Raw genomic sequence first — 18,952 nt, forward strand, 5'->3', positions numbered from 1 at the left:
AGAAAATCCCATGCAACCAGCTGAAAAGCACCAATTATTCAGTGGACTGACACTACCTTGTGGGTTGAACCTGAAAAACCGTATCGCCAAAGCGGCGATGGAAGAGAACATGGCGGTGTCGGGACAACTGCCGGGTGAAGATCTGTTTCGTTTGTACCAGGCCTGGGCAAAAGGTGGAGCCGGGATGATCATTACCGGCAATGTGATGGTGGATCATCTGGCGATGACGGGGCCGGGCGGTGTTGCGCTGGAAGCGGATACATCGCTGCAACCTTTTGAGCAGTGGGCGAAGCTGAGTAAACAAAATGACTGCAAAATTATCATGCAGATTAATCATCCGGGTCGTCAGGTATTTAAAAAAATGGGAGGTAAGGTGCTTTCACCCTCCGATGTGGCTTTGGATATGGGCGCTCATTCAGGGTTATTCACTCAGCCAAAAGCCATGACTGACGAGGAAATTGAGGATGTGATTGAACGTTTCGTCACTACTGCGAAACGCGCCGAAGCAGCAGGATTTGACGGCGTAGAGGTACACGCAGCCCATGGTTACCTGTTAGCTCAATTTTTATCTCCACTCACTAATAAGCGTCAGGATCAATGGGGTGGCAGTATCGATAACCGTTCACGGTTGCTGCTGGAGATTATCAAACGAATTCGACAAGCTGTATCACCGCAGTTTGCGCTGTCGGTAAAACTGAATTCTGCCGACTTCCAGCGGGGCGGGTTTGACGTGGACGATGCTAAAAAAGTGGTTGAGAAACTGTCAGAAGAGGCGGTGGATTTTATTGAATTATCCGGTGGTAGTTATGAAGCGCCTGCCATGCAGGGCCGCACTGCAGACGGACGGACCCTTGAAAGAGAAGCTTACTTTTTATCTTTCGCTGAGCAGATAGCTGCTGTGTCTAAGGTGCCTGTGATGACAACGGGGGGCATTCGCCGTTTGCCTGTGGCAGAAAAAGTGGTTGCTAATAATGTGGCTCTGGTGGGGATTGCCAGTGCATTGGCATATAACCCGGATTTACCTAATCGTTGGCAACAAGATGCCCGTTTCGAAGGTGTTATTCCACTGGTTAACTGGAAAGATAAAACCCTGGCGGGGCTTGCTACCATGGCGATGGTTAAGCGCCAGTTGCGTAGAATTGGTGCCGGTAAAACCAGCAAACAAAATATTTCTCCGCTTGTTTCCTTAATTGCTGATCAGTTGCGGGCTGCCAAACTCACCAAGCGCTATCGCAAACAATATGCAAATGAGGTGAGCTAATCTTTGATTTGTGCGTACCATATAGTTCCTTTCCAGAATGAGATTGAATAATGGTACAGCAAGCTATCAAAGGTGTAATTTTTGATATGGACGGTACGCTGGTGACCTCTGAGCTTGATTTTGCGGCGATGCGCGAAGCTATCGGTTGTCCAGCAGAGCAGGATATTCTTGATTTTATTGCTACTTTGAATTGCGAAGAGGCGAGGGAGCAGGCCGAGCAAACCATTATTGATATTGAAGTTGCCGAAGCCGAGCATTGCCAGCTGATTGACGGGGTGCCGGAGATGTTAAAAACCCTGCAGCAATGGCAAGTTCCGGTGGCCCTGGTGACGCGAAACTGTCGCGCAGCGACGGCCATTAAACTCGCTAAAGCAGAGCTGCAGTTCGATCCAGTGCTCACTCGGGAATGTGCGCCCGCTAAACCGGATCCAAGTGCTTTGTTGCAGGTTGCCAACAGTTGGCAGATCGCGCCCGAACATTTGCTTTATGTAGGGGACTATCTGCACGATATTCACGCAGCTGAAAATGCCAGTATGCGCAGTATGCTGGTGGCTTTGCAGGGAACTCCTGACTGGAAACATAACGCCACCTGGCAATGCAACGATTACACGCGTTTCCTGGATATCCTTTCGCCCCTTGTGACAAAAAGTCATTGACACATTTGATTACAAGTGTAATTCTGAATAAATTGATTACATATGTAATAGTGTTGCTGTGGATATATCTAAAACCGAACTGGAAATTATGCAGGTACTTTGGAAATCGCATCCTCTGTGTGCACAAGACGTGATATCTGAACTTAACAAGCAAAAAGCCTGGCATGAGAAAACCGCGAAAACCCTGTTAAATCGACTTGTTAAAAAACAAGCTATCTCCTTCACCAAAGAGGGAAAACGCTATCTTTACAGCCCCTTGATTGCCGAAAAAGACTATCAGCAAAAAGAGAGTGCGAGCTTTATCAGTCGTCTGTTTAAAGGGCGGGTATCGCCGCTGGTGGCCGGATTTGCTAAACAGGAAACCTTGTCTGAGCAAGATGTTGAAGAGTTAAAAGCGATTATTGCCGATTGGGAGAAAAATCGTGATTGATTGGCTGCTAATGCAGCTGCCGGGTTTCTCTCTGGTATTACTGCTGTTGTTAGCATGTTATCCGTTGGCAATTCGATATTTGGGCGCCGGCTATTACTACGCATTGTGGCTCTTTGTGCCGCTGCAATTGTGGATCACTCATAGCAGAGCGGGTAGCGAGGTGTTTGCTGAGCTCGGCGTTAGCCGGTTTACCGTTTATGGCCAACAATCTTTCTCCACCTTGCAAAATACTACCACCCCCTATGGCAGCGAATTACTGATGATCTGGCTGTCGGGTGTGGTTAGTTTGTTGTTATTGGGTGTTTGGCAGCATCGCAGTTTTATGCGAAAACTAAACTTGCAACCGGGAAATCTGCCGGTAGCGAAAATACAAATTCCGGCGAGAGTAAAGGTATTGAGCAGTGCAAACCTGCAAACTCCGATGGTGTCCGGGCTGCTTTTCCCGAAACTTATTTTGCCCGTTGGTTTTGCGTCGCAACCGGAAAAAATGCAAACACTGATGTTACGCCATGAACTAGTCCACCTGGCTCGGGGAGATTTGCTCTGGAACGCGCTTGCCGTAGCCCTGCTCACTATGTTTTGGTTTAATCCACTTTCCTGGGTGGCCTATCGCTGTTTTCGACAAAGCCAGGAGCTGGCATGCGATGCCAGGGTTTTGCATAAGCAGGATAACGATACCCGCCTGTTATACGCCAAATCGTTTGTCAGCCTGGCGCAGCAACAGCAAACCTCAACTTTCAGTTCTCTCTATTTTGGTGGTAAGCAGAATATCAAAGAGCGCATTCTCAATATGCGCTCAGGCAAGAGAAGCCTGTTAAAGCTGTTGCCACTGACAGTAATGTTTGCTCTTGCTCTACCGTTATCACAGGCTATTAGTGGCCAGAGCAGTGAAAAAAATGTGTATGAGTTTAAGGTACACCCGGTGATGCGCATTGAGCCTGTCTATCCCAAAATTGCAGCAGAGCAGGGACTCGAGGGCAGTGTGGTATTGAAGTTTAGTGTGAAAACAGATGGTTCAGTGACCAACGCTAAGGTCATTCGCTCTACCCCCGGAGCCGTGTTTGACGACAGCGCAGCACGAGCTCTGGCACAGTGGCGATACCAAGCAGTAGATACGCAAGTGGATAATTTGCTGGTGCAATTGGATTACGTCTTAGGGGATAACCACAAAGATAGTTTGCTGGCTGATCTGGAGCAGATAAACGTCTCTCCCGGTAAGTTGAAATGACGGGGAGAAATTTAAAACAAGCCCATTTGTTTTGAGCTGATGCTCTCAAAGTTTTGCCCTACAAATGGCAAAATACCTTCAGCGATGGGTTTGAGCTGTTTTTCTACGTAATGATGATAATCAATGGGGCTGCGCAAGAATTCAAGTGGCTCTGGACCATTGATAGTTTGCACGTACTTGATCCAGCCCTTTTTCTGATATTTGCGTTTTTTCCCTTGTGCCTGAAGGTGGTCGTCAGCGATGCGCGCCGCTTTAACATGCGGCGGCACGGTTTTTACATATTTATCAGCACCTTGTCGCAAGCGTTTGCGGTACACCAACTTGTCATCAAATTGTCCTAGTTCGGTTTTATTGACTATCTCATTGATATACTCGCTGACATCTTCACCGGCGAACACCATTTGATAAAGCTGTATCTGAAAGTCTTTGGCCAGCAGTGTCCAGTCAGAGCGAACTGTTTCTAATCCTTTGAACACTAACTCCTCTCCTTTGGCCGTTTTTTTAAGACCTGCATAACGCTTTTTACTGCCTAGCTCTGAACCGCGAATGGTGGGCATTAAAAACTGGCTAAAGTGAGTTTCGAACTCCAATTCCAGATAACATTCGAGGTGGTATTCAGCTTGCAATTTTTCCTGCCAACGTTGGTTGATCATGTTGGCCAATTGCTCACCGGTGTCTTGTGCTTGTGTATCGTCAGCACAATCTTGCAACCACACAAAGGTTGAATCGGTATCACCATAAATCACACAGTGGCCTTGCTCTTCAATCCATTTGGCTGTGGTCTGCATAATGTCATGGCCACGCAAAGTGATGGAGCTGGCGAGTCGAGTATCGTAGAAGCGACAACCACCAGAGCCCAATACGCCATAAAATGAATTCATTAATATTTTGATGGCTTGCGAGCGGGCGCTGTCTTGTTGCCGTTTAGCGACGTCTCGCTGTTGCCAAAGTTGGGTGATAATGTCGGGTAAAAAATGTTTTTCTCTAGAAAACATTGCTCCTTTAAAGCCCGGAATGGCGTCACCAGGTGACTGTAAAGCCTCAATTAATCCCAATGGATCAATCTTAAAAGTGCGAATGATAGAGGGATACAGGCTCTTAAAATCCAGTACTAACACATGGCGGTAGAGTCCAGGACGCGAGTTCATCACATAACCACCAGGGCTTGCCAGACCACCATCTTTTGGCAGATTTGGGGCAATATAACCAGCGCGGTGCAATTTGGGTAAGTAGAGGTTGGTAAAGGCGGCCACTGAACCGCCAGCTCTGTCCAGCTCCAGGCCGGTAAGTTGGCTACGTAAAACCAGGAACTGCATCAATTTGGTTTTTTCAAAAATCTCCAGTACCAGGATGCAATCTTGCAAATTGTATTCGGCGAGTTTGATTTTGTTGTGTTTAAAATCGTGGTTGATGTGTGCCATACGGTTACTGACATCTTCCACTTTTTTACCTTTGCCTAACAATTCCTGAGCCACAAATTCCAGACTGAAGCTGTCAAATTGATAGGTGGCGGATTTGAGGGAGTCTATACCATCTAATACCACGCGTCCCGCCAGGTTTAAAAAGCCAGCCTGGCTACCGGTTTTGGCATCGCGCCAAGACATGGCAGAACCATCTCTACCTATGGTGAGTGACAAATTGTGGCGTTGTGCGCGTTTCAGCAAGAGTCTGAAATCAAAACTAATGACGCTCCAGCCGATGATGATATCCGGGTCCCATGCATTAAAGTGGGCAACAAAACGTTGTAGTAGTTCGATTTCATCCTTAACCCACAATATCCATTCGGGGGCATCTTGTTGGGGCTCACCCACCATCAGTACCAGGTTTCTTTCAGCACTCGCCATGCCTATAGAGTAAAGTTCACCTTTTTCACTGCATTCAATATCCAGTGACATGGGTGAAAACTCTGGAGTGTAATCACTGGATTTTAAACGACAGTGATATAGCCCATGTGGTGTTGATTCTCCAGACACCACAGTGGCGCTACCATAAATAAAGCGCTCCATTAAAAAGCGATCGCTCAATCTGATGTCATCTTCGTAACTGACAATATCTCGACTTTTTAACCAGTCTTTCAGGGCAAAGTGCTCCGCCTGGGTTTGACTGTAGATAGCACTGCACAACTGTTGATTGAATAGCTTAAGCGGTAATTCCCTGACTTCAGAACCGGGGTGCTGGTGTTGTAAATGGGCTTTTTCTGATTGAAGAGAGTCGCTGCTGACAAACAGTACAAACTTTTCTGCAGGAGAGCAGACTCTCACGGCACCATCGGCGGTGCTGAGCCAATATTCAAGAAAGGTTTGATTCTGCTTTTCCCATTGTTTTCTGGAAAGAATGAAACCTTCGGTAATAGCTTCTTTCATAAGCAGCGGAAAATCACTATTTTGGGTGTCTTGGGAAATTTTATTGTAACATCAGCGGTAGATGGGGTGTTGGATTTTGCGCTGAGCTTACGGGAATAAATAAGCCTGGCTTAACGTTGCATAATGAGTCGCTGAATAGCCCGACTTAATCCTTGTTAGGCGATTCAGAACCCTTAGGTAAGTTTCCCGGGAGATGTCTCTGCCTGGTTATATTGATAACGACAGACGATTGGAGTGAATTCCAGTCCGAACAATATTTGGTAGTTTAAATGTGCAATTTTTCCGCTTTTGCAGCAATTTTCAGGTTTTTTGCGTCTTTGCTGCTGGTTCTGTTTTCGACAGTAGCAGAAGCTACTGAGTCGCCTCATCAGTGGCAAGGTAGTGCCAGCCTCGGACTGGAAAATGATTCTACTGTTATTATTGATGAACTGGATACTGTGGTAGATGAGGATAGCGCGAGCAACACAGTGCGCTTGGGTGTTGATTACCAATACAATCCAGACGACAAAAACGAGTGGCAATTTTCAGGCAATTATATAGTTAAGAATTTCAGCGATAGTGATGACTTTGATTCTGCATTACAAATATATTCAGCCGCTTACAGTCATGAATTTGAACGTGTGACCTTAGGAGTAAGAGCGCAAGTGATTGACTCCGAACTCAACCATGAGCCTTTTCTAAAACTTCAGCAATTGTCTCCTTATGTGTCGTTTTTCATCGGAAAACAATGGTTTGTTAATTTTGCTATCGGTTTTAACGATAAACGAATCGAGACTGACTCCAGCCGTTCTGCACAAGGAATGCAACTCAATGTGGATAGCTATCGATTTATCCAAGGCATTAATCATTATCTGTTGTTCTCTTATAAGAGTGGTAGTGAGAATGCAGAGGATCCCTTGTTCAACCAGTTGTTTAACCAGGTGCGCATTGGTTGGGTAAAGAAAATAAGGCTGTTTGAACGGGTTAATAAACTGCGGGTTAACTGGCGTTATTTGCGGCGTAACTACAATGACGAGATACACCCGGATATTGATGGGTTTCGCGTGGATAGTCGTCGCCAGTGGGAATTTGAATGGGAGCTGGAGTTGAATTCTAGCTTTCTTTTGGGGGCCAACTATCGCTTAAACGAACAAGACTCCAATCTTGGTATTGCACGTTATGATCAACATATAAGCAGTGTCTCGTTAGAGTATCGCTTTTGAGGTTTGCTGTGGCATTGCATTGGCAAGCTTACCCGGCTCAAACGGTAACAGTCCTTTTCCGTACAGAGGATCGAAGCCTTCTTCGCCTAGATCAAGGCAATTGTCCAGTGCTAATTCCACCCACTTAATTCCCTCTTTTTGCGAAGGTAGTTGGCTGGCAATCCAGGCGGAGACAAAAGGAGCAGCCATTGAGGTACCGGATTGTGGAATTGTACTGTTTTCTTGGCCAGCAGCCAGAATGTTTACTCCGTAAGCTGCCACGTCAATGTGATTACCTCGGACGGCTTTCTTATAAATTTTGTTGTTAAGATCGACTGCCGTCACTGCGACAGCGCAACTATATCCGGCCGGATACATGGGTTTAGAGAAAGGACCTTCGTTGCCTGCTGCTGCAACGATAATCACACCTTTTTGGCACAATTGCTCGATACCTTTTTCCAACAGGCGGTTTGGTGGCCCCGCTAAACTCATATTGATGACTTTGATATCTTGCTGCACCAGCCAGTTTAATCCCCGCAACAGACTCAGAGCGGTAGTGATGGATTGGCTGCCTTTTGCTTCCACAAAAACCGATGCATTAAAGAGTTCTACTTGTTTGAGAATGCCTTGATATTGTGGTCCCTTGCCAGAGAGTACGGAAGCTACGGCTGTACCATGGGTAAACACCGGTGATTGATTATCTTGAGTAAAATGCTGTTGCGTAATCATTACGTCTTTTAACAAACTGTGCTCAAGGTTGATGGCGGTATCTACCATACCGATTTTGGTGCCTTGTCCCGGCAGCGATAGTAGCTCACCCGGTGAAATGCCGTCTACTGAGGTATCACTGGCTTCACTAGCATTGGTGTATATGTTGCTGTAGATGTGATTCAGATCCAGTACTGCGTCATGCTTATCTAGTTTCTTCATCACCAGTTGATAATCGTTGTGCAAGTCGTACGTAGCAGGCGCTTTGACACTCGCAATAATACTGCCAAAAGACTCAAGGTGTTCTTCATTGCTGAATTCATAGCCTTCTTTTTCTAGTGCAGATTTTGCATCAACATCAGCCATGATGACCCATTCATTTGTCCAAACGCGCTGTTCGTCGATGCCTTTTAACACCGCGGTATCATTCTCAATCGCGTGCAGTGTCTGCTCAAATTGCAAGTCGGAAAAGGCGATGTTGAGATCTTGTTCAGCGAAACTGTCCTCTAATTGCTCTTCCAGAGCATCTTCCGACTGCTCCGTGCCTTCTTCTACTTCGTCATTACTTTTGTCCCCAGTGTCTGTTTGACCATTTGGGTCAAAGCTGCCAAGTCCGTCGCCCAGAGAATCGTTTGTTTCACTCTCTGGATCGGGCTCTTCAGGCGTAGGGCGGGTAGGAATATCTGCGTCGCGGTTGGATTCAGCATTTCTGTCCAAAACTCGGGCTTCAAGTACTTTTTCCAGCTGACGCTCTGTTGACAACAGTGCATCTCTTTCCAACAGGATGATGCTATTTTTCTGTGCCTCTTCTTCCGACAGTCGTCCGGCCATCGCTGCCGCACGCAGTACTTGCCTGTCCAGCATGCGCTCTGTCATTAATTCAGCACGACGTTCGGCGCTACGCTCATTGGCCTGTGCGAAGGAGAAACTAAACAGCGTCACGCAAACTACGGCAAAACCAAACAGACACTGATAAACCCGCAGTATCATTATTGCTTGCTTGTGTTTGATGATATTTTGCACTGCCGCACCTTTAAACAAATTCATGACTTACCTGTCATTTTACATTAACTTAATACTTTATGACGGTTGAGAATTGTGATTTATTTCACTATTACGCCATTATGGTGAACTATTTTGACATATGGCGCTTGGTACTTTATACAGCAAGTCTCAAAAATATTTTGGAATAAATTGTAATCGTGTCACGTTTTACTCACAGAAGGTCAGGATGAATTATTCAGCTGATGAACTTAAAAGGATTTTGGTAGACGAGCTACCAAGGGTGCGGCGTTTTGCCTACTCCCTAACTGGAAACAAAGCAGATGCTGATGACCTGGTGCAAAACCTGGTGCTCAAATTGCTGCAGAAAGGCCTGTCAAAAGAGGTTTCTGTGGTCCCTTGGATACTCAGGGTTTGCAAAAATATTTGGTTGGACGAAATTCGTTCTCGTGATGTCAGGGTTAAAGCCGTAATTGAAAATAAGATCCCCGGTATGGAACGTGATTTCACTGAGGGCGAACAGGAAAATAGATACACGCTTGATCAGGTACTGGCTGTACTTGATGAAATGAGTGATGAACAACGGATGATCATAAGTTTAGTGATCATTGAAGGATTTAGTTACGCCGAGGCGGCCGATGTATTGGAAGTGCCCCAAGGAGCGGTTATGAGTCGCCTTTCCAGAGCTAGAAAGAAAATGCTGGAGTTGATAGAGAGCAAGGTGTGAGTAAGTAACATGAAGCAAGACGATTATGATTTATTATCACAATTCATTGACGGTGAATTGGATACTGCAGAAGCAACTGAAGTCAAGCGTAGATTATTGGCAGAGCCTGAACTGAATGAGCTTTATCAGCAATTAAAACAGCTTAACGACAGTGTAAAAACCGTAATACCAGACTTCCTCAATGAACCATTGAGTGATGAATTGAAGCAATTGCTGAAACAGACTTCGCCAGCTCAGACCAATGAGTCTGATGCTATGTGGCGTCGCTTTTTGCCCATGGCCGCCTCGATTGCGCTGGTTTTTGTTATGGGATACGCGTTTATCAGTCAGCCCTTTCAAGGTAACGGTATGACTATCAAAGGAAGTATGCTGAGTAAAGTCGCCGATGATGAAAATTGGCTATCGGAAAATGGCACTGAAGTAGTGGTGGTACAAAGTTATCAAAGTGCGGCACAGAGTCTGTGTCGTGAGTATTACGCCAGAGCAGATAATAAAGTTGAGCACGGAGTCAGTTGCTATGAACAAGGACAATGGCAAAAACAAGTATTTGCCATAAAAGACAACGATAGCGAGCAATATTATGTAACGGCATCCAGCAGCTATAATGATGTAGAGCAATTTGTTGTGGATAACCACCTTCTGCCGCTCACTGAAAACAAGGCTCATGAATTGCTGGAAAAGCTAGACTAGGATCAGGCTTTTTCCTTGGTAAATTTTATTCTACTAAATTAGTTTAATCCTTGAGGTTCACCAAAAAATAGCTCTAATCCCGCCTTTTCGTATGCGTTTTTTGCTATATACTTGATTCTAAAAGTACAAATAATTGCAGGCTATATAAACTCATAGTTGCCAGTGGCGCATTTAGGTAAGGATAACGGAATTGCTAGATATTCCAGCCCCTCGACGAGTCAGTGAGCTGACCGCTCTGATAATTGATGAAGATCCGCTCGTTCATGAACTCATTAAGAGTGCCATGTTGGAAATTGGTATCTCTAAGATTGCTACGGCACAAAATGCCTATTATGCCGTAAGGCGCTGTGAACAAACGCGTTTTGACATCGTCCTTATTTCCTTTAACGTGCAAAGTGACAAAGACGGATTCCATCTGTTGGAAGAGTTAAAGTTTAAAGGCTATGTCACTAAAGCCACTACCGTAATCTTTTTAAGCGCAGAAACTGCCCCTGAGTTAGTGCATTGCGTGGTGGAAATGCAACCCAATGATTTTTGGGTTAAACCACTGGATAGAAATCGAGTTGAAAACCGTTTGCGCCATATATTTGAGGTGCGTAAACGCCTGCATCGCTTATATTATTGTGTTGATACCGAAAACTACAGCTCGGCAATTTACCTGGCCGATGAACTGCTGAAGCGCAATGAGTTAGCTCACTACTTTCCCAATATCAAACGGGTGAAAGGTGAGTGCTTATTCAAGCTGTTTGAGTTTGCCGAGGCGCAGAAGTATTACGAAGAGTTGCAGCACGAATATAAATACGGTTGGGTGTCTATCGGTTTGTTACGGGCCATGTTAGCGCAAGACAAACTGGAAGAGGCCGAACCCAAAATTAAAGAGCTCAAAGAGCGCGAAGACACCCGCTTTTTGGTGTATGACGTGTTGGCTCATTATTTTATTGAGCATGAAGATTACAAAAATGCTTATGAAGAGATAAAAACTGCCACTCAACTGGCTCCCAGAAACATTGAGCGAAACCGGAAATCCTGTGATCTGGCAAGGCTTAACCACGATCGCAAGGGACAATATCTGTCGGCACAAAATGTGGCTAAGTATGCCAGAAACTCCATCCATGACAGCCCTGACTTGCGTTTAAACGTGGTGCGAACCGGGATTGATTTGGCCACCACTCTCACTGCAGGTGAAGCGAGAACACTGTACGTAAAAATAGAACGTATGATGCGCGAACTTGAAGCGGAATTTGGCAAACAATTAGAAGAACCTTTGACCGTGGTCAAAGTCAGGCTTTTATGTGTCAGGCAGAATAAAAAAGAAGCCGAGAAGCTGTTGAAAGACAAGGTTTCGCAAGAAGCTAATGGCTCCATTGACGAAAACCTGGAAAAAGTTAAAGCTTTCCACGAGTTGGGGATGCGAGAAGAGAGCCTCAAATTGCTCGAAGAGGTGAAAAAACAAATCGGTGGCGACTCTTGGTCTGGACGTGTTGTCAGTGAGTACATTGAACAGGAAAAAATCGAACGCAAGGAAATTCACTTCACGGCGAAAGAACTGGGTGAAATGGCTAAAACCCACTTCAAAGAAAAGCGCTTTAAGCCAGCATACGCAAATTTAACCCAAGCTTTTAAGTTATCGCCCAACAATCCGCAACTAGCGATGAGCCTGTTGCGCTTGCTCACAGCAATGGTGGAGCAAGAAAAAGATACTCTGGATGAGCACCAACAATCATTGGCTTGCGAATGCGCTGCTATTCTGGCAGCGAGTGACATGGAAAATGACACAAAGCAAAAATTAGAAATGTTTGCCAAAATATTAAAAATTGATCTGGCTAATTTGAGTCTTTAACACACTGGCTACAATTAAGAAAAACAAGTAAATAGAGGACCTTATGACCCGCCTTGCTAAATTAACCGCAGCGACCATGCTGACTATCTCCGCTTTTGGCGCTTATGCTGCAGGCGATGCAAAACACTATCCAGGGTTTTTTTTCGGAGCGACTCATGTAGACAGTGAGACTGATGCCACCTTTGGGATTGAATACGAATACAAACTGTCTACCGAATTTGGTGTAGGTGGTGTTTGGGAAAGAACCAAAGATGCACACCATGGGGACGGCGTAAATGTTTGGGTCGGTTCGTTTTTTTATCACCCTGATGAGCACTGGCGTTTGGGTATTGGTTTTGGAGAAGAGCGCGTTGGTGGTTACAAAACCAAACACCACGATTTAATGCGTTTAAGTGCCGCTTATGAGTACCACCTTGAAAACATCATAGTAGCGCCTGAATTGGCAGTGGATTTTATTGGTGATGAAGAAGCCACACTTGCAGGCGTATCCATACTTTATCCGTTTTAACTATTCGATTTGAGCTGCACTGCCTGGCGCCAGGCGGTGCACCACATAATACATTGCCTGATTTAGAAGGACTTGTTGAAGCGCAAGCCGAAGTTGTGGTCTCGTCCTTGGCTTGTAACGCCGGCTAGATAACGTGCTTCGTATTTAAAGCCCGCAATTGTGCCGCCTATCATTGGGCCTATCTGATGAGTTTGTTGGTTGAAATCGTCAAAATCACCCAATTTCCCGTACTCATTGAACATCTCAAGTCCAATCTTTAGGCCATTATCCAGTTTTTTGCTTAGACTCGAGCGAGTAGAGATGCCTACACCGGGGTCAGCGCCGTCACTGTTAAATTGTCTGCTGCCGATCAGTATGGCTCGTATTCTGTAGCCACCTTCTAAATCCCATTGATTTGTCCAGTTAACGGCAAACTCTTCAGCTCTGCTCCCTCTTCGAGTTCGAAGGTCAAAGCGAACACCGCTTGACCAGTTGTCTGAGTCAGTCGCTTTCTTAAAGTTGTAAAGTAGCTCGCCTCTAAAATAGTCATATTGGAAGTCACCACGGTCCCGCATTTGCAGAATCAATCTGCCTCGCAATCTGTCTGAAAAAGCGTGCTGGTAATGCAATCGCGTTGCCCAGTAGTCTTCGTCACCATCGTCATCGGCTGGCGTGTATGCAAGACGCAATTGCATGCTTTTTTCACCTTCCTTGACATTTGGCCCATGTACCCCAGAAGTGTTTGCATGGGAATGGAAAGACAGAACGCTAGTAAGCAGCCCAATCAGTGCAATTGTTTTTATCTTCATATGGTCTTAAATCCTGAAAATCTGGTAAACCTTTACGTTTGATGGTGGCAATTCGATCAACACCTGTAGTGTAGTCTATGTTACAGGCTGCAAATTGTATTGCCCTTGATTTAAAGCTTTGATGTTGGGGAGGAGAAAAAATATAAAAGGCCACTGCTTTCAATTTATTTCGAAGTTTGGCAATGGCTTTTTCGATATAGCAGAGCCAAAACGATTAGCGGCTGGCTAACACCAGTCTGTCAAGGCAACCTAGCCATGCTTGATGATGCAGCACTTTATCTTCTTCGTCATCAAAGCCTGAGTGGATGAGTTGAATGTTGGTGGTTCGCGCATCGACGTCGTCAAACAATACTTCTACCTCACTGAGGTGTGGTTCTCCCACCCATTGCCACGAGAATTGTAGTCTGGTGTTTGGTTGAATATCCATGTATTCACCCATCAAAATGTGGGATTCACCGGCGACGTCGTAAAGATGAAAGCGAAACTTCCCGCCCACGCGAAAATCTGACATGATTTGTCCGATGACGAGATCGTTTAGATTAAACCAGTTGATTAACTTTTTCGGTTCGTGCCATGCAGAGAACAAATTATCGACGTTGTCGTTAAACGTCCCTTCTAGCGCAAAATGCAACATGTTTTACTGCTCTTTTTTCTTTGTGCAAATTATCAATGAGATAGAGCCGATAAACAAGCAAGGTTTATGGGCATTTGTGAATTGTTATACATTTTTTACCCGTTGTCTGCGAGCGCAGTATAACCAGTAGTGTAAACACTAAGATCAAAGCAGGAAAATATAAAACTGTGTTAATAGCTTATGTTCCTAACAAAAACACCCAATCGGCGCAGTCATGGCTAAATGCATTCAGCACAGCAATGCCTGAGCATCAGTTTAAGGTGCTATCAGAGTTGAGTGACAGCGAAAAGTCGAAAATAGAGGTGGCGATAGTGGCTAATACCGAAAACACCGACTTTACTCAGTTACCTCACCTTAAATGGGTGCAAAGTACTTGGGCCGGAGTGGAGAATTTATTGGATTGTAAATCACTGCTGGATGTTCCAATTGTCAGACTACAAGATCCGACACTGGCAAATACCATGGCCGATAGCGTTTTATGTTGGGTGATGAATTGTCAACGCCACAATCCGTTGTATGCCAGACAACAAAAAACAGGTCATTGGCAGTCTCACCCGGTAAAGCCGAATCAGGAGTTTGAGATACTGTTGCTAGGGGCTGGCAATATGGGCATGACAGCGGCCAGGCGACTGCAAGAGCAAGGCTACAAACTCTCTATTTGGGCAAGAACAACACGTGATAGCATATCCGACGATGTGATTTTTTACAGTGACCGGGAAGGGCTGCGCGCTGCACTGCAGCGCGCAGACGTGGTTGTTGCGTTGTTACCTCATACCCCCGATACACGATTTCTACTCGATGACGAAACTTTATCCTGGTGCAAACCCGGTGCTTATTTAATTAATTTCGGGCGAGGTTCTGCCATTAAAACCTCGGCTTTACTCACTCATCTTGAACGCAGTGAGTTAGCCCATGCGGTATTGGATGTTTTTGACGTAGAGCCATTGCCGCAGGACCATCCCTTCTGGCATCATCCTAAAGTAACGGTGCTACCCCATATAGCAGCACCTACAAACCCCCAATCCGCAACCTTGGTAATTAAAAAGAATTTGTCGAATTACATTTCCTTCGGCCAAATACCCAAGGCCGTTGATATTAAACGGGGGTATTAGCCTCGGCGAGGAGACCAAAGGCCATGAACACAAGACAACATTTAAAACTGCTATTGGTACAGATAAGAGATAAGCCTCAAGTGCGCGAAGAGGAGTTTGATAGTTTTGTGCGTTTTGCGGATATCAATAGAGCTCAGCTTGAGGTGTTGAATGTCTTTGACAGGCCAAGGTTTTCGCCAGAGCTGGTTGAGCAATACGATGCCGTGATCGTTGGTGGAGCCAGCGAAGCTAGTGTACTGGAACCCGAGGTTTACCCTTTTGTGCCAGATTGTGTGCGCTTACTTCAGTATTGCCGGCAAATTGGAAAACCCGTATTTGCGTCCTGTTTTGGCTTTCAATTAGCGGTGTTAGCGATGGGAGGGGAAATAGTCAGAGATGAACGGGATTTTGAAATTGGCACCTTGCCCATTTCTCTCACTGAAGCGGCCGGCACGGATCCACTATTCAGTGGCATACCGGATCCATTTTATGCTGTAAGTGTGCATCGAGAACGCGCCCCGCAACTGCCCGCCGAATGCGAGCTTTTGGCCTTTACTGAAGCCTGTCCCCATGCTTTTAAAGTAAGCGGTTTGCCCTTTTGGGCATTTCAGTTTCATCCGGAAGTAGATAAAGATATTCTGATTGAACGCTTGTCGGTGTTTCGCACTCAATATACACAAGATACCGAGCATTTTAATCAGGTTATTGCTCAAGCTAAGGAAACGCCATGGTCCAATGGTTTGGTAAGTAAATTTATCGATTATTTATGTTCCGGTTGAAAAGATTGGAAACAGAAGGCTGTCACCAATAAGCCCTAATATTCTGGTAAATTCCAAAAATTCATCCACACTGTAAGTAGAGAAATCAAATGCCATTGGATGTGCTCACAGCATGAAGGTCGTTTGATTAAAAACAAGAACCCAAAGCATGTGGGCGGAGAGCCAGAAAAAGGCGATTTCCGTTCTGACAGGTAAGAAATGAACTCGCAACTTGCTGGTATGATAACAGGGTCGGCACTGCTATTGAGTGTGTCGATTTATGCTGAACCGCAGCCTGATGAAACCGATGACCTGGCTTTGATGTCTTTCGAGCAACTTTTGGAACTGGAAGTGAGTGTTGCTTCCACCCAGTCTGAAAATATCGTCAAAACACCTGCCGTGGTTTCTCGCATTGATGTGGGCCAGCTACAAAAAATGGGCATCCATAGCTTAGCTGAGATGATTGCCATGCTGCCCGGTGCAGATGTGCAACACACCGGTATTGGCACGCAATCAGTGATGCTACGTGGACTATTTGAGGCCTTTAATCAGAAAGTATTATTTCAATTGGATGGCGTACCCTATTGGCAAGCTTCCCACAGTGACATTCCCATTGCAGGCATTCCTTTGGAGGCAATCAGCCATATTGAAGTGATCCGTGGACCTGGCACGGTGTTTCATGGCTCTAACGCGTCCGCCGGGGTTATCAATGTGGTCACTAAAAAATCTGTTGCTGGCAGTTTACATGCAGCAGTCATTACGGGTGGTGGCAAAGAGGCGGCGCTTAATCATGGGATGCCTCTTTGGGGCGGAACATTAAACCTATCTGCGCATTGGCGTGAGAGCCAGGAATACGATGCTTTTATGGATTTCAGGCCCACTCCCGGTTTTTTCCCGCCGGACACACCAAACAGTGGCAGTATTGTTAAACAACCTGATGATAAATCCATTATGTTAGGCTGGGCAGATGATAGTCTTGAGCTGCAATATCACGAATTCCGCTCAAATGTTCAGGGCCTTGCCGCCGCAGCCACGATTTTGAATCACAGTGAGATGCAACAAGAAGGGCGCCTGTTTAAGGTGGACAAAAGCTGGCTAACGGATACGCAACAGTACCGATTGTATGCTGACTACAGCAACTTCTTCTTGCGCATTCCTACGGAACGCCTATTTAACGGCAGTGAGTTTGGCGTGCAAAACTTTGGTGATGGTGATGATAACAACCGATTGCGGGTCGGTGGTCAGTACATCCATCAGACCAGTGATCAAACAGAGTGGGTGTTAGGTGTCGAAGCGGAGGAGCGGGAGACCGGAGACTACCTGAACACCGATGCAAATGGGGTAACCCGTGTTACCACTATGGAACAAAATGACGTCTCCGAGTGGGCAGTGTACGGTCAATGGTTGCATGATTTTGACGATTTACGGGTGTCTCTGGGTGTGCGTTATGTAGACAACCAAGCATCGGGCGCTAATGTGTTACCCAGGATTAGTGTGATCCATAGTTTTGATGCTTATAGTTCCGTTAAGGTGCTCTATTCCTCCGGTTTTAATTCTCCCAACTTTTTCCAGAAGCACATTAATATTCCACCAGGGGTGATCGTGGGTAACCCCGTAATCGAGCCTGAAACAGTAGATAGCCTCGATGTAGCCTACACTTATACCAAGGATAACGAACTGTTTATCGCAAATTTTTATTGGACCCATGCCGATGACTTTATCCAGCGTATGAGCAATGAGTTTGAGGTTCGCTTCGAAAATACTGATCACTTCAATCGTTACGGTCTGGAGCTGGACTATCAGTTTGCAACGGAAACCACACAGTGGTACTCCAATTTGAGTTATCAGCATGAGGGCAGCCAATTTTCAGAGAAGGATATTGGACGCCAGTTTGTTCCGCGGTGGTTGGCGAGGTTAGGCATGGTATGGGACTTCAAACCGCAACACAGTGTTGGCCTGAGTTTGCGCTACGCCAGTGAGCGGACTGCGGTAGATGAAACTTTGCTTCTCAACATGCAATATCAATATGAGCGGGACTATTGGCAGGCTTATGTGACGTTGGAAAACTTACTTTCGGATGATTATGCAGCCCCCGATTTACAAGATCTGAATCCGTTGCGCACCATTACCGCTGGGGACGAGGACACTGCAGTAAGAGTGGGGGCCAGAGTATTTTTCTGAGTGTGAAAACAAAAAGAGCCGCAACAATTGCGGCTCTTTAAATGGTTTATGAGCTAATCAGGGTTTGCGAAACTTTAAGGTCCAGCGGTCGGTATTACCAGTTACTGACTTGCGACCCACTTCATAGATCAGGGTATCGTCAAGACGGTGATGTAGGTCACTATAATCGACAAATTCAAACCCGGCTTCCTGAATTTCCTTGATTGCCAGTACAGGATCGAAGCGACGGCGATTTTCGTTATTTGGGGCTTCCATGTGGCGTGCTGTGTGATCAACAACAGCATAAGTGCCACCAGACTTGAGCGCGTCGAAGGCGGCTTTATTCATGGCACGACGACCTTCTTCGGAAAAATTGTGATAGTTGCGGAAGGTCATTACCATATCGACATCTGTTATACCTAAACCAGCATCAGACAGTTCCAATGAGTAAAATTTAGCGCCTTCAGCGCGGTATATATTGGCATCTTCAGCAATGATCTGCATGTTTTCAAAGCCAGGCTTATTGCTCAATCTTTCTTTGATGCGGCTGGTTCCGATAGCTCCATAATATTGCCCATTTTCCGCTAATACCGGGGCTAACAATTTAGTATACCAACCACCACCTGGTACCAGTTCAACTACGCTCATATCTTCCCGGAAACCAAAAAATTCCAGGGTTTGCATGGGTAAACGATTATCGTCGCGAGCCACTTCTTTTTCGCTTCGGATATCAGCTAGCAGGGCGTCTTCCAACTTTTGTTGGGTTTTGCTGAGCTCTTCAGCATTGGCCGTAAGACTGCTTAACGCCAGCGATACAGCGGCGATTTTTAATGCGGTTTTGATCATAATTTTCCTCAATTTATAGTTGTTTTCCTGTAGCAGACAACAAGATAGACCCATCATCGTGATTTGTCATTGCATTCAATA

Annotated in this window: 17 protein-coding genes; 12 read left to right on the forward strand and 5 right to left on the reverse strand. The window is 45.6% G+C overall.

Annotation, left to right across the window (positions count from 1 at the left end; all coding sequences use genetic code 11):
* Positions 1-10 precede the first annotated feature (10 nt).
* From AABA75_RS01225 to AABA75_RS01240, 4 genes are read left to right on the forward strand one after another with little or no spacing between them, the layout of a single operon-like run.
* Positions 11-1,261, forward strand: a complete 1,251-nt coding sequence (locus AABA75_RS01225) for an NADH:flavin oxidoreductase/NADH oxidase family protein (RefSeq protein ID WP_338290541.1) — start codon at positions 11-13, stop codon at positions 1,259-1,261.
* 50 nt (positions 1,262-1,311) lie between these two features.
* Positions 1,312-1,917 (forward strand): HAD family hydrolase, encoded by a 606-nt coding sequence (locus AABA75_RS01230; protein WP_338290542.1) that lies wholly within the window; start codon positions 1,312-1,314, stop codon positions 1,915-1,917.
* 58 nt (positions 1,918-1,975) lie between these two features.
* Positions 1,976-2,347, forward strand: a complete 372-nt coding sequence (locus AABA75_RS01235) for a BlaI/MecI/CopY family transcriptional regulator (RefSeq protein WP_338290543.1) — start codon at positions 1,976-1,978, stop codon at positions 2,345-2,347.
* On the forward strand, positions 2,340-3,575 hold the full coding sequence (locus tag AABA75_RS01240; RefSeq protein ID WP_338290544.1) for a M56 family metallopeptidase: 1,236 nt from the start codon (positions 2,340-2,342) through the stop codon (positions 3,573-3,575). Before AABA75_RS01235 ends, AABA75_RS01240 begins: the two co-directional genes overlap by 8 nt.
* Before the next feature lie 11 nt (positions 3,576-3,586).
* Here AABA75_RS01240 and AABA75_RS01245 read toward each other — a convergent pair whose 3' ends face one another.
* Positions 3,587-5,938 carry a DNA polymerase II gene (locus AABA75_RS01245; RefSeq protein WP_338290545.1) on the reverse strand — a complete coding sequence of 784 codons (2,352 nt, stop codon included), beginning with the start codon at positions 5,936-5,938 and terminating at the stop codon, positions 3,587-3,589.
* 269 nt (positions 5,939-6,207) lie between these two features.
* On the opposite strand from AABA75_RS01245, the gene AABA75_RS01250 reads away from it, so the two are divergent.
* Positions 6,208-7,140 carry a hypothetical protein gene (locus tag AABA75_RS01250; RefSeq protein WP_338290546.1) on the forward strand — a complete coding sequence of 311 codons (933 nt, stop codon included), beginning with the start codon at positions 6,208-6,210 and terminating at the stop codon, positions 7,138-7,140.
* Here AABA75_RS01250 and AABA75_RS01255 read toward each other — a convergent pair.
* On the reverse strand, positions 7,123-8,874 hold the full coding sequence (locus tag AABA75_RS01255; RefSeq protein ID WP_338290547.1) for a S8 family serine peptidase: 1,752 nt from the start codon (positions 8,872-8,874) through the stop codon (positions 7,123-7,125). The two genes, AABA75_RS01250 and AABA75_RS01255, sit on opposite strands and share 18 nt — an antisense overlap.
* Positions 8,875-9,058: 184 nt before the next feature.
* Between AABA75_RS01255 and AABA75_RS01260 the strand changes: the two genes are divergently transcribed.
* The 4 genes from AABA75_RS01260 to AABA75_RS01275 all read left to right on the forward strand — a co-directional run bounded on the left by AABA75_RS01260 (position 9,059) and on the right by AABA75_RS01275 (position 12,594).
* Positions 9,059-9,556: an RNA polymerase sigma factor gene (locus AABA75_RS01260; protein ID WP_338290548.1), complete on the forward strand. Its 498-nt coding sequence runs from the start codon at positions 9,059-9,061 to the stop codon at positions 9,554-9,556.
* 9 nt (positions 9,557-9,565) lie between these two features.
* Positions 9,566-10,246, forward strand: coding sequence for an anti-sigma factor family protein (locus AABA75_RS01265; protein ID WP_338290549.1), 681 nt, complete (start codon positions 9,566-9,568; stop codon positions 10,244-10,246).
* Between the two features lie 190 nt (positions 10,247-10,436).
* Positions 10,437-12,086 carry a response regulator gene (locus AABA75_RS01270; protein ID WP_338290550.1) on the forward strand — a complete coding sequence of 550 codons (1,650 nt, stop codon included), beginning with the start codon at positions 10,437-10,439 and terminating at the stop codon, positions 12,084-12,086.
* 43 nt (positions 12,087-12,129) lie between these two features.
* Entirely contained in the window at positions 12,130-12,594 is a 465-nt protein-coding gene (locus AABA75_RS01275; RefSeq protein WP_338290551.1) for a hypothetical protein, read from the forward strand.
* 62 nt (positions 12,595-12,656) lie between these two features.
* Here the strand turns inward: AABA75_RS01275 and AABA75_RS01280 are convergent, their stop codons facing one another.
* Together AABA75_RS01280 and AABA75_RS01285 are read right to left on the reverse strand one after the other, a co-directional pair.
* Positions 12,657-13,268: a hypothetical protein gene (locus tag AABA75_RS01280; RefSeq protein ID WP_338290553.1), complete on the reverse strand. Its 612-nt coding sequence runs from the start codon at positions 13,266-13,268 to the stop codon at positions 12,657-12,659.
* Between the two features lie 328 nt (positions 13,269-13,596).
* Positions 13,597-14,016: an SRPBCC family protein gene (locus tag AABA75_RS01285; RefSeq protein ID WP_338290554.1), complete on the reverse strand. Its 420-nt coding sequence runs from the start codon at positions 14,014-14,016 to the stop codon at positions 13,597-13,599.
* A 167-nt stretch (positions 14,017-14,183) separates the two neighbouring features.
* On the opposite strand from AABA75_RS01285, the gene AABA75_RS01290 reads away from it, so the two are divergent.
* The 3 genes from AABA75_RS01290 (at position 14,184) to AABA75_RS01300 (ending at position 18,046) form a co-directional block, all read left to right on the forward strand.
* A complete protein-coding gene (locus AABA75_RS01290) occupies positions 14,184-15,128 on the forward strand; it encodes a glyoxylate/hydroxypyruvate reductase A (protein WP_338290556.1) in 945 nt (314 codons plus the stop codon).
* Positions 15,129-15,151: 23 nt separating this feature from the next.
* Positions 15,152-15,886, forward strand: a complete 735-nt coding sequence (locus AABA75_RS01295; protein ID WP_338290558.1) for a type 1 glutamine amidotransferase — start codon at positions 15,152-15,154, stop codon at positions 15,884-15,886.
* A 198-nt stretch (positions 15,887-16,084) separates the two neighbouring features.
* Complete coding sequence (locus AABA75_RS01300) at positions 16,085-18,046, forward strand: TonB-dependent receptor plug domain-containing protein (RefSeq protein WP_338290559.1); 1,962 nt, start codon at positions 16,085-16,087, stop codon at positions 18,044-18,046.
* 57 nt (positions 18,047-18,103) lie between these two features.
* Here the strand turns inward: AABA75_RS01300 and AABA75_RS01305 are convergent, their stop codons facing one another.
* A complete protein-coding gene (locus AABA75_RS01305; protein WP_338290560.1) occupies positions 18,104-18,871 on the reverse strand; it encodes a class I SAM-dependent methyltransferase in 768 nt (255 codons plus the stop codon).
* Positions 18,872-18,952 lie beyond the last annotated feature (81 nt).

The sequence above is a fragment of the Planctobacterium marinum genome, assembly GCF_036322805.1.
In the GTDB taxonomy this organism is placed as follows: domain Bacteria; phylum Pseudomonadota; class Gammaproteobacteria; order Enterobacterales; family Alteromonadaceae; genus Planctobacterium; species Planctobacterium marinum_A.

What these genes read in the sequence shown, in the direction of transcription:
- AABA75_RS01225 (WP_338290541.1), top strand. Translation starts at nt 11, where the DNA reads ATGCAACCAGCTGAAAAGCACCAATTATTCAGTGGACTGACACTACCT.
- AABA75_RS01230 (WP_338290542.1), top strand. Translation starts at nt 1,312, where the DNA reads ATGGTACAGCAAGCTATCAAAGGTGTAATTTTTGATATGGACGGTACG.
- AABA75_RS01245 (WP_338290545.1), bottom strand. Translation starts at nt 5,938, where the DNA reads ATGAAAGAAGCTATTACCGAAGGTTTCATTCTTTCCAGAAAACAATGG.
- AABA75_RS01250 (WP_338290546.1), top strand. Translation starts at nt 6,208, where the DNA reads ATGTGCAATTTTTCCGCTTTTGCAGCAATTTTCAGGTTTTTTGCGTCT.
- AABA75_RS01255 (WP_338290547.1), bottom strand. Translation starts at nt 8,874, where the DNA reads ATGAATTTGTTTAAAGGTGCGGCAGTGCAAAATATCATCAAACACAAG.
- AABA75_RS01260 (WP_338290548.1), top strand. Translation starts at nt 9,059, where the DNA reads ATGAATTATTCAGCTGATGAACTTAAAAGGATTTTGGTAGACGAGCTA.
- AABA75_RS01265 (WP_338290549.1), top strand. Translation starts at nt 9,566, where the DNA reads ATGAAGCAAGACGATTATGATTTATTATCACAATTCATTGACGGTGAA.
- AABA75_RS01275 (WP_338290551.1), top strand. Translation starts at nt 12,130, where the DNA reads ATGACCCGCCTTGCTAAATTAACCGCAGCGACCATGCTGACTATCTCC.
- AABA75_RS01280 (WP_338290553.1), bottom strand. Translation starts at nt 13,268, where the DNA reads ATGCAATTGCGTCTTGCATACACGCCAGCCGATGACGATGGTGACGAA.
- AABA75_RS01285 (WP_338290554.1), bottom strand. Translation starts at nt 14,016, where the DNA reads ATGTTGCATTTTGCGCTAGAAGGGACGTTTAACGACAACGTCGATAAT.
- AABA75_RS01295 (WP_338290558.1), top strand. Translation starts at nt 15,152, where the DNA reads ATGAACACAAGACAACATTTAAAACTGCTATTGGTACAGATAAGAGAT.
- AABA75_RS01300 (WP_338290559.1), top strand. Translation starts at nt 16,085, where the DNA reads ATGAACTCGCAACTTGCTGGTATGATAACAGGGTCGGCACTGCTATTG.
- AABA75_RS01305 (WP_338290560.1), bottom strand. Translation starts at nt 18,871, where the DNA reads ATGATCAAAACCGCATTAAAAATCGCCGCTGTATCGCTGGCGTTAAGC.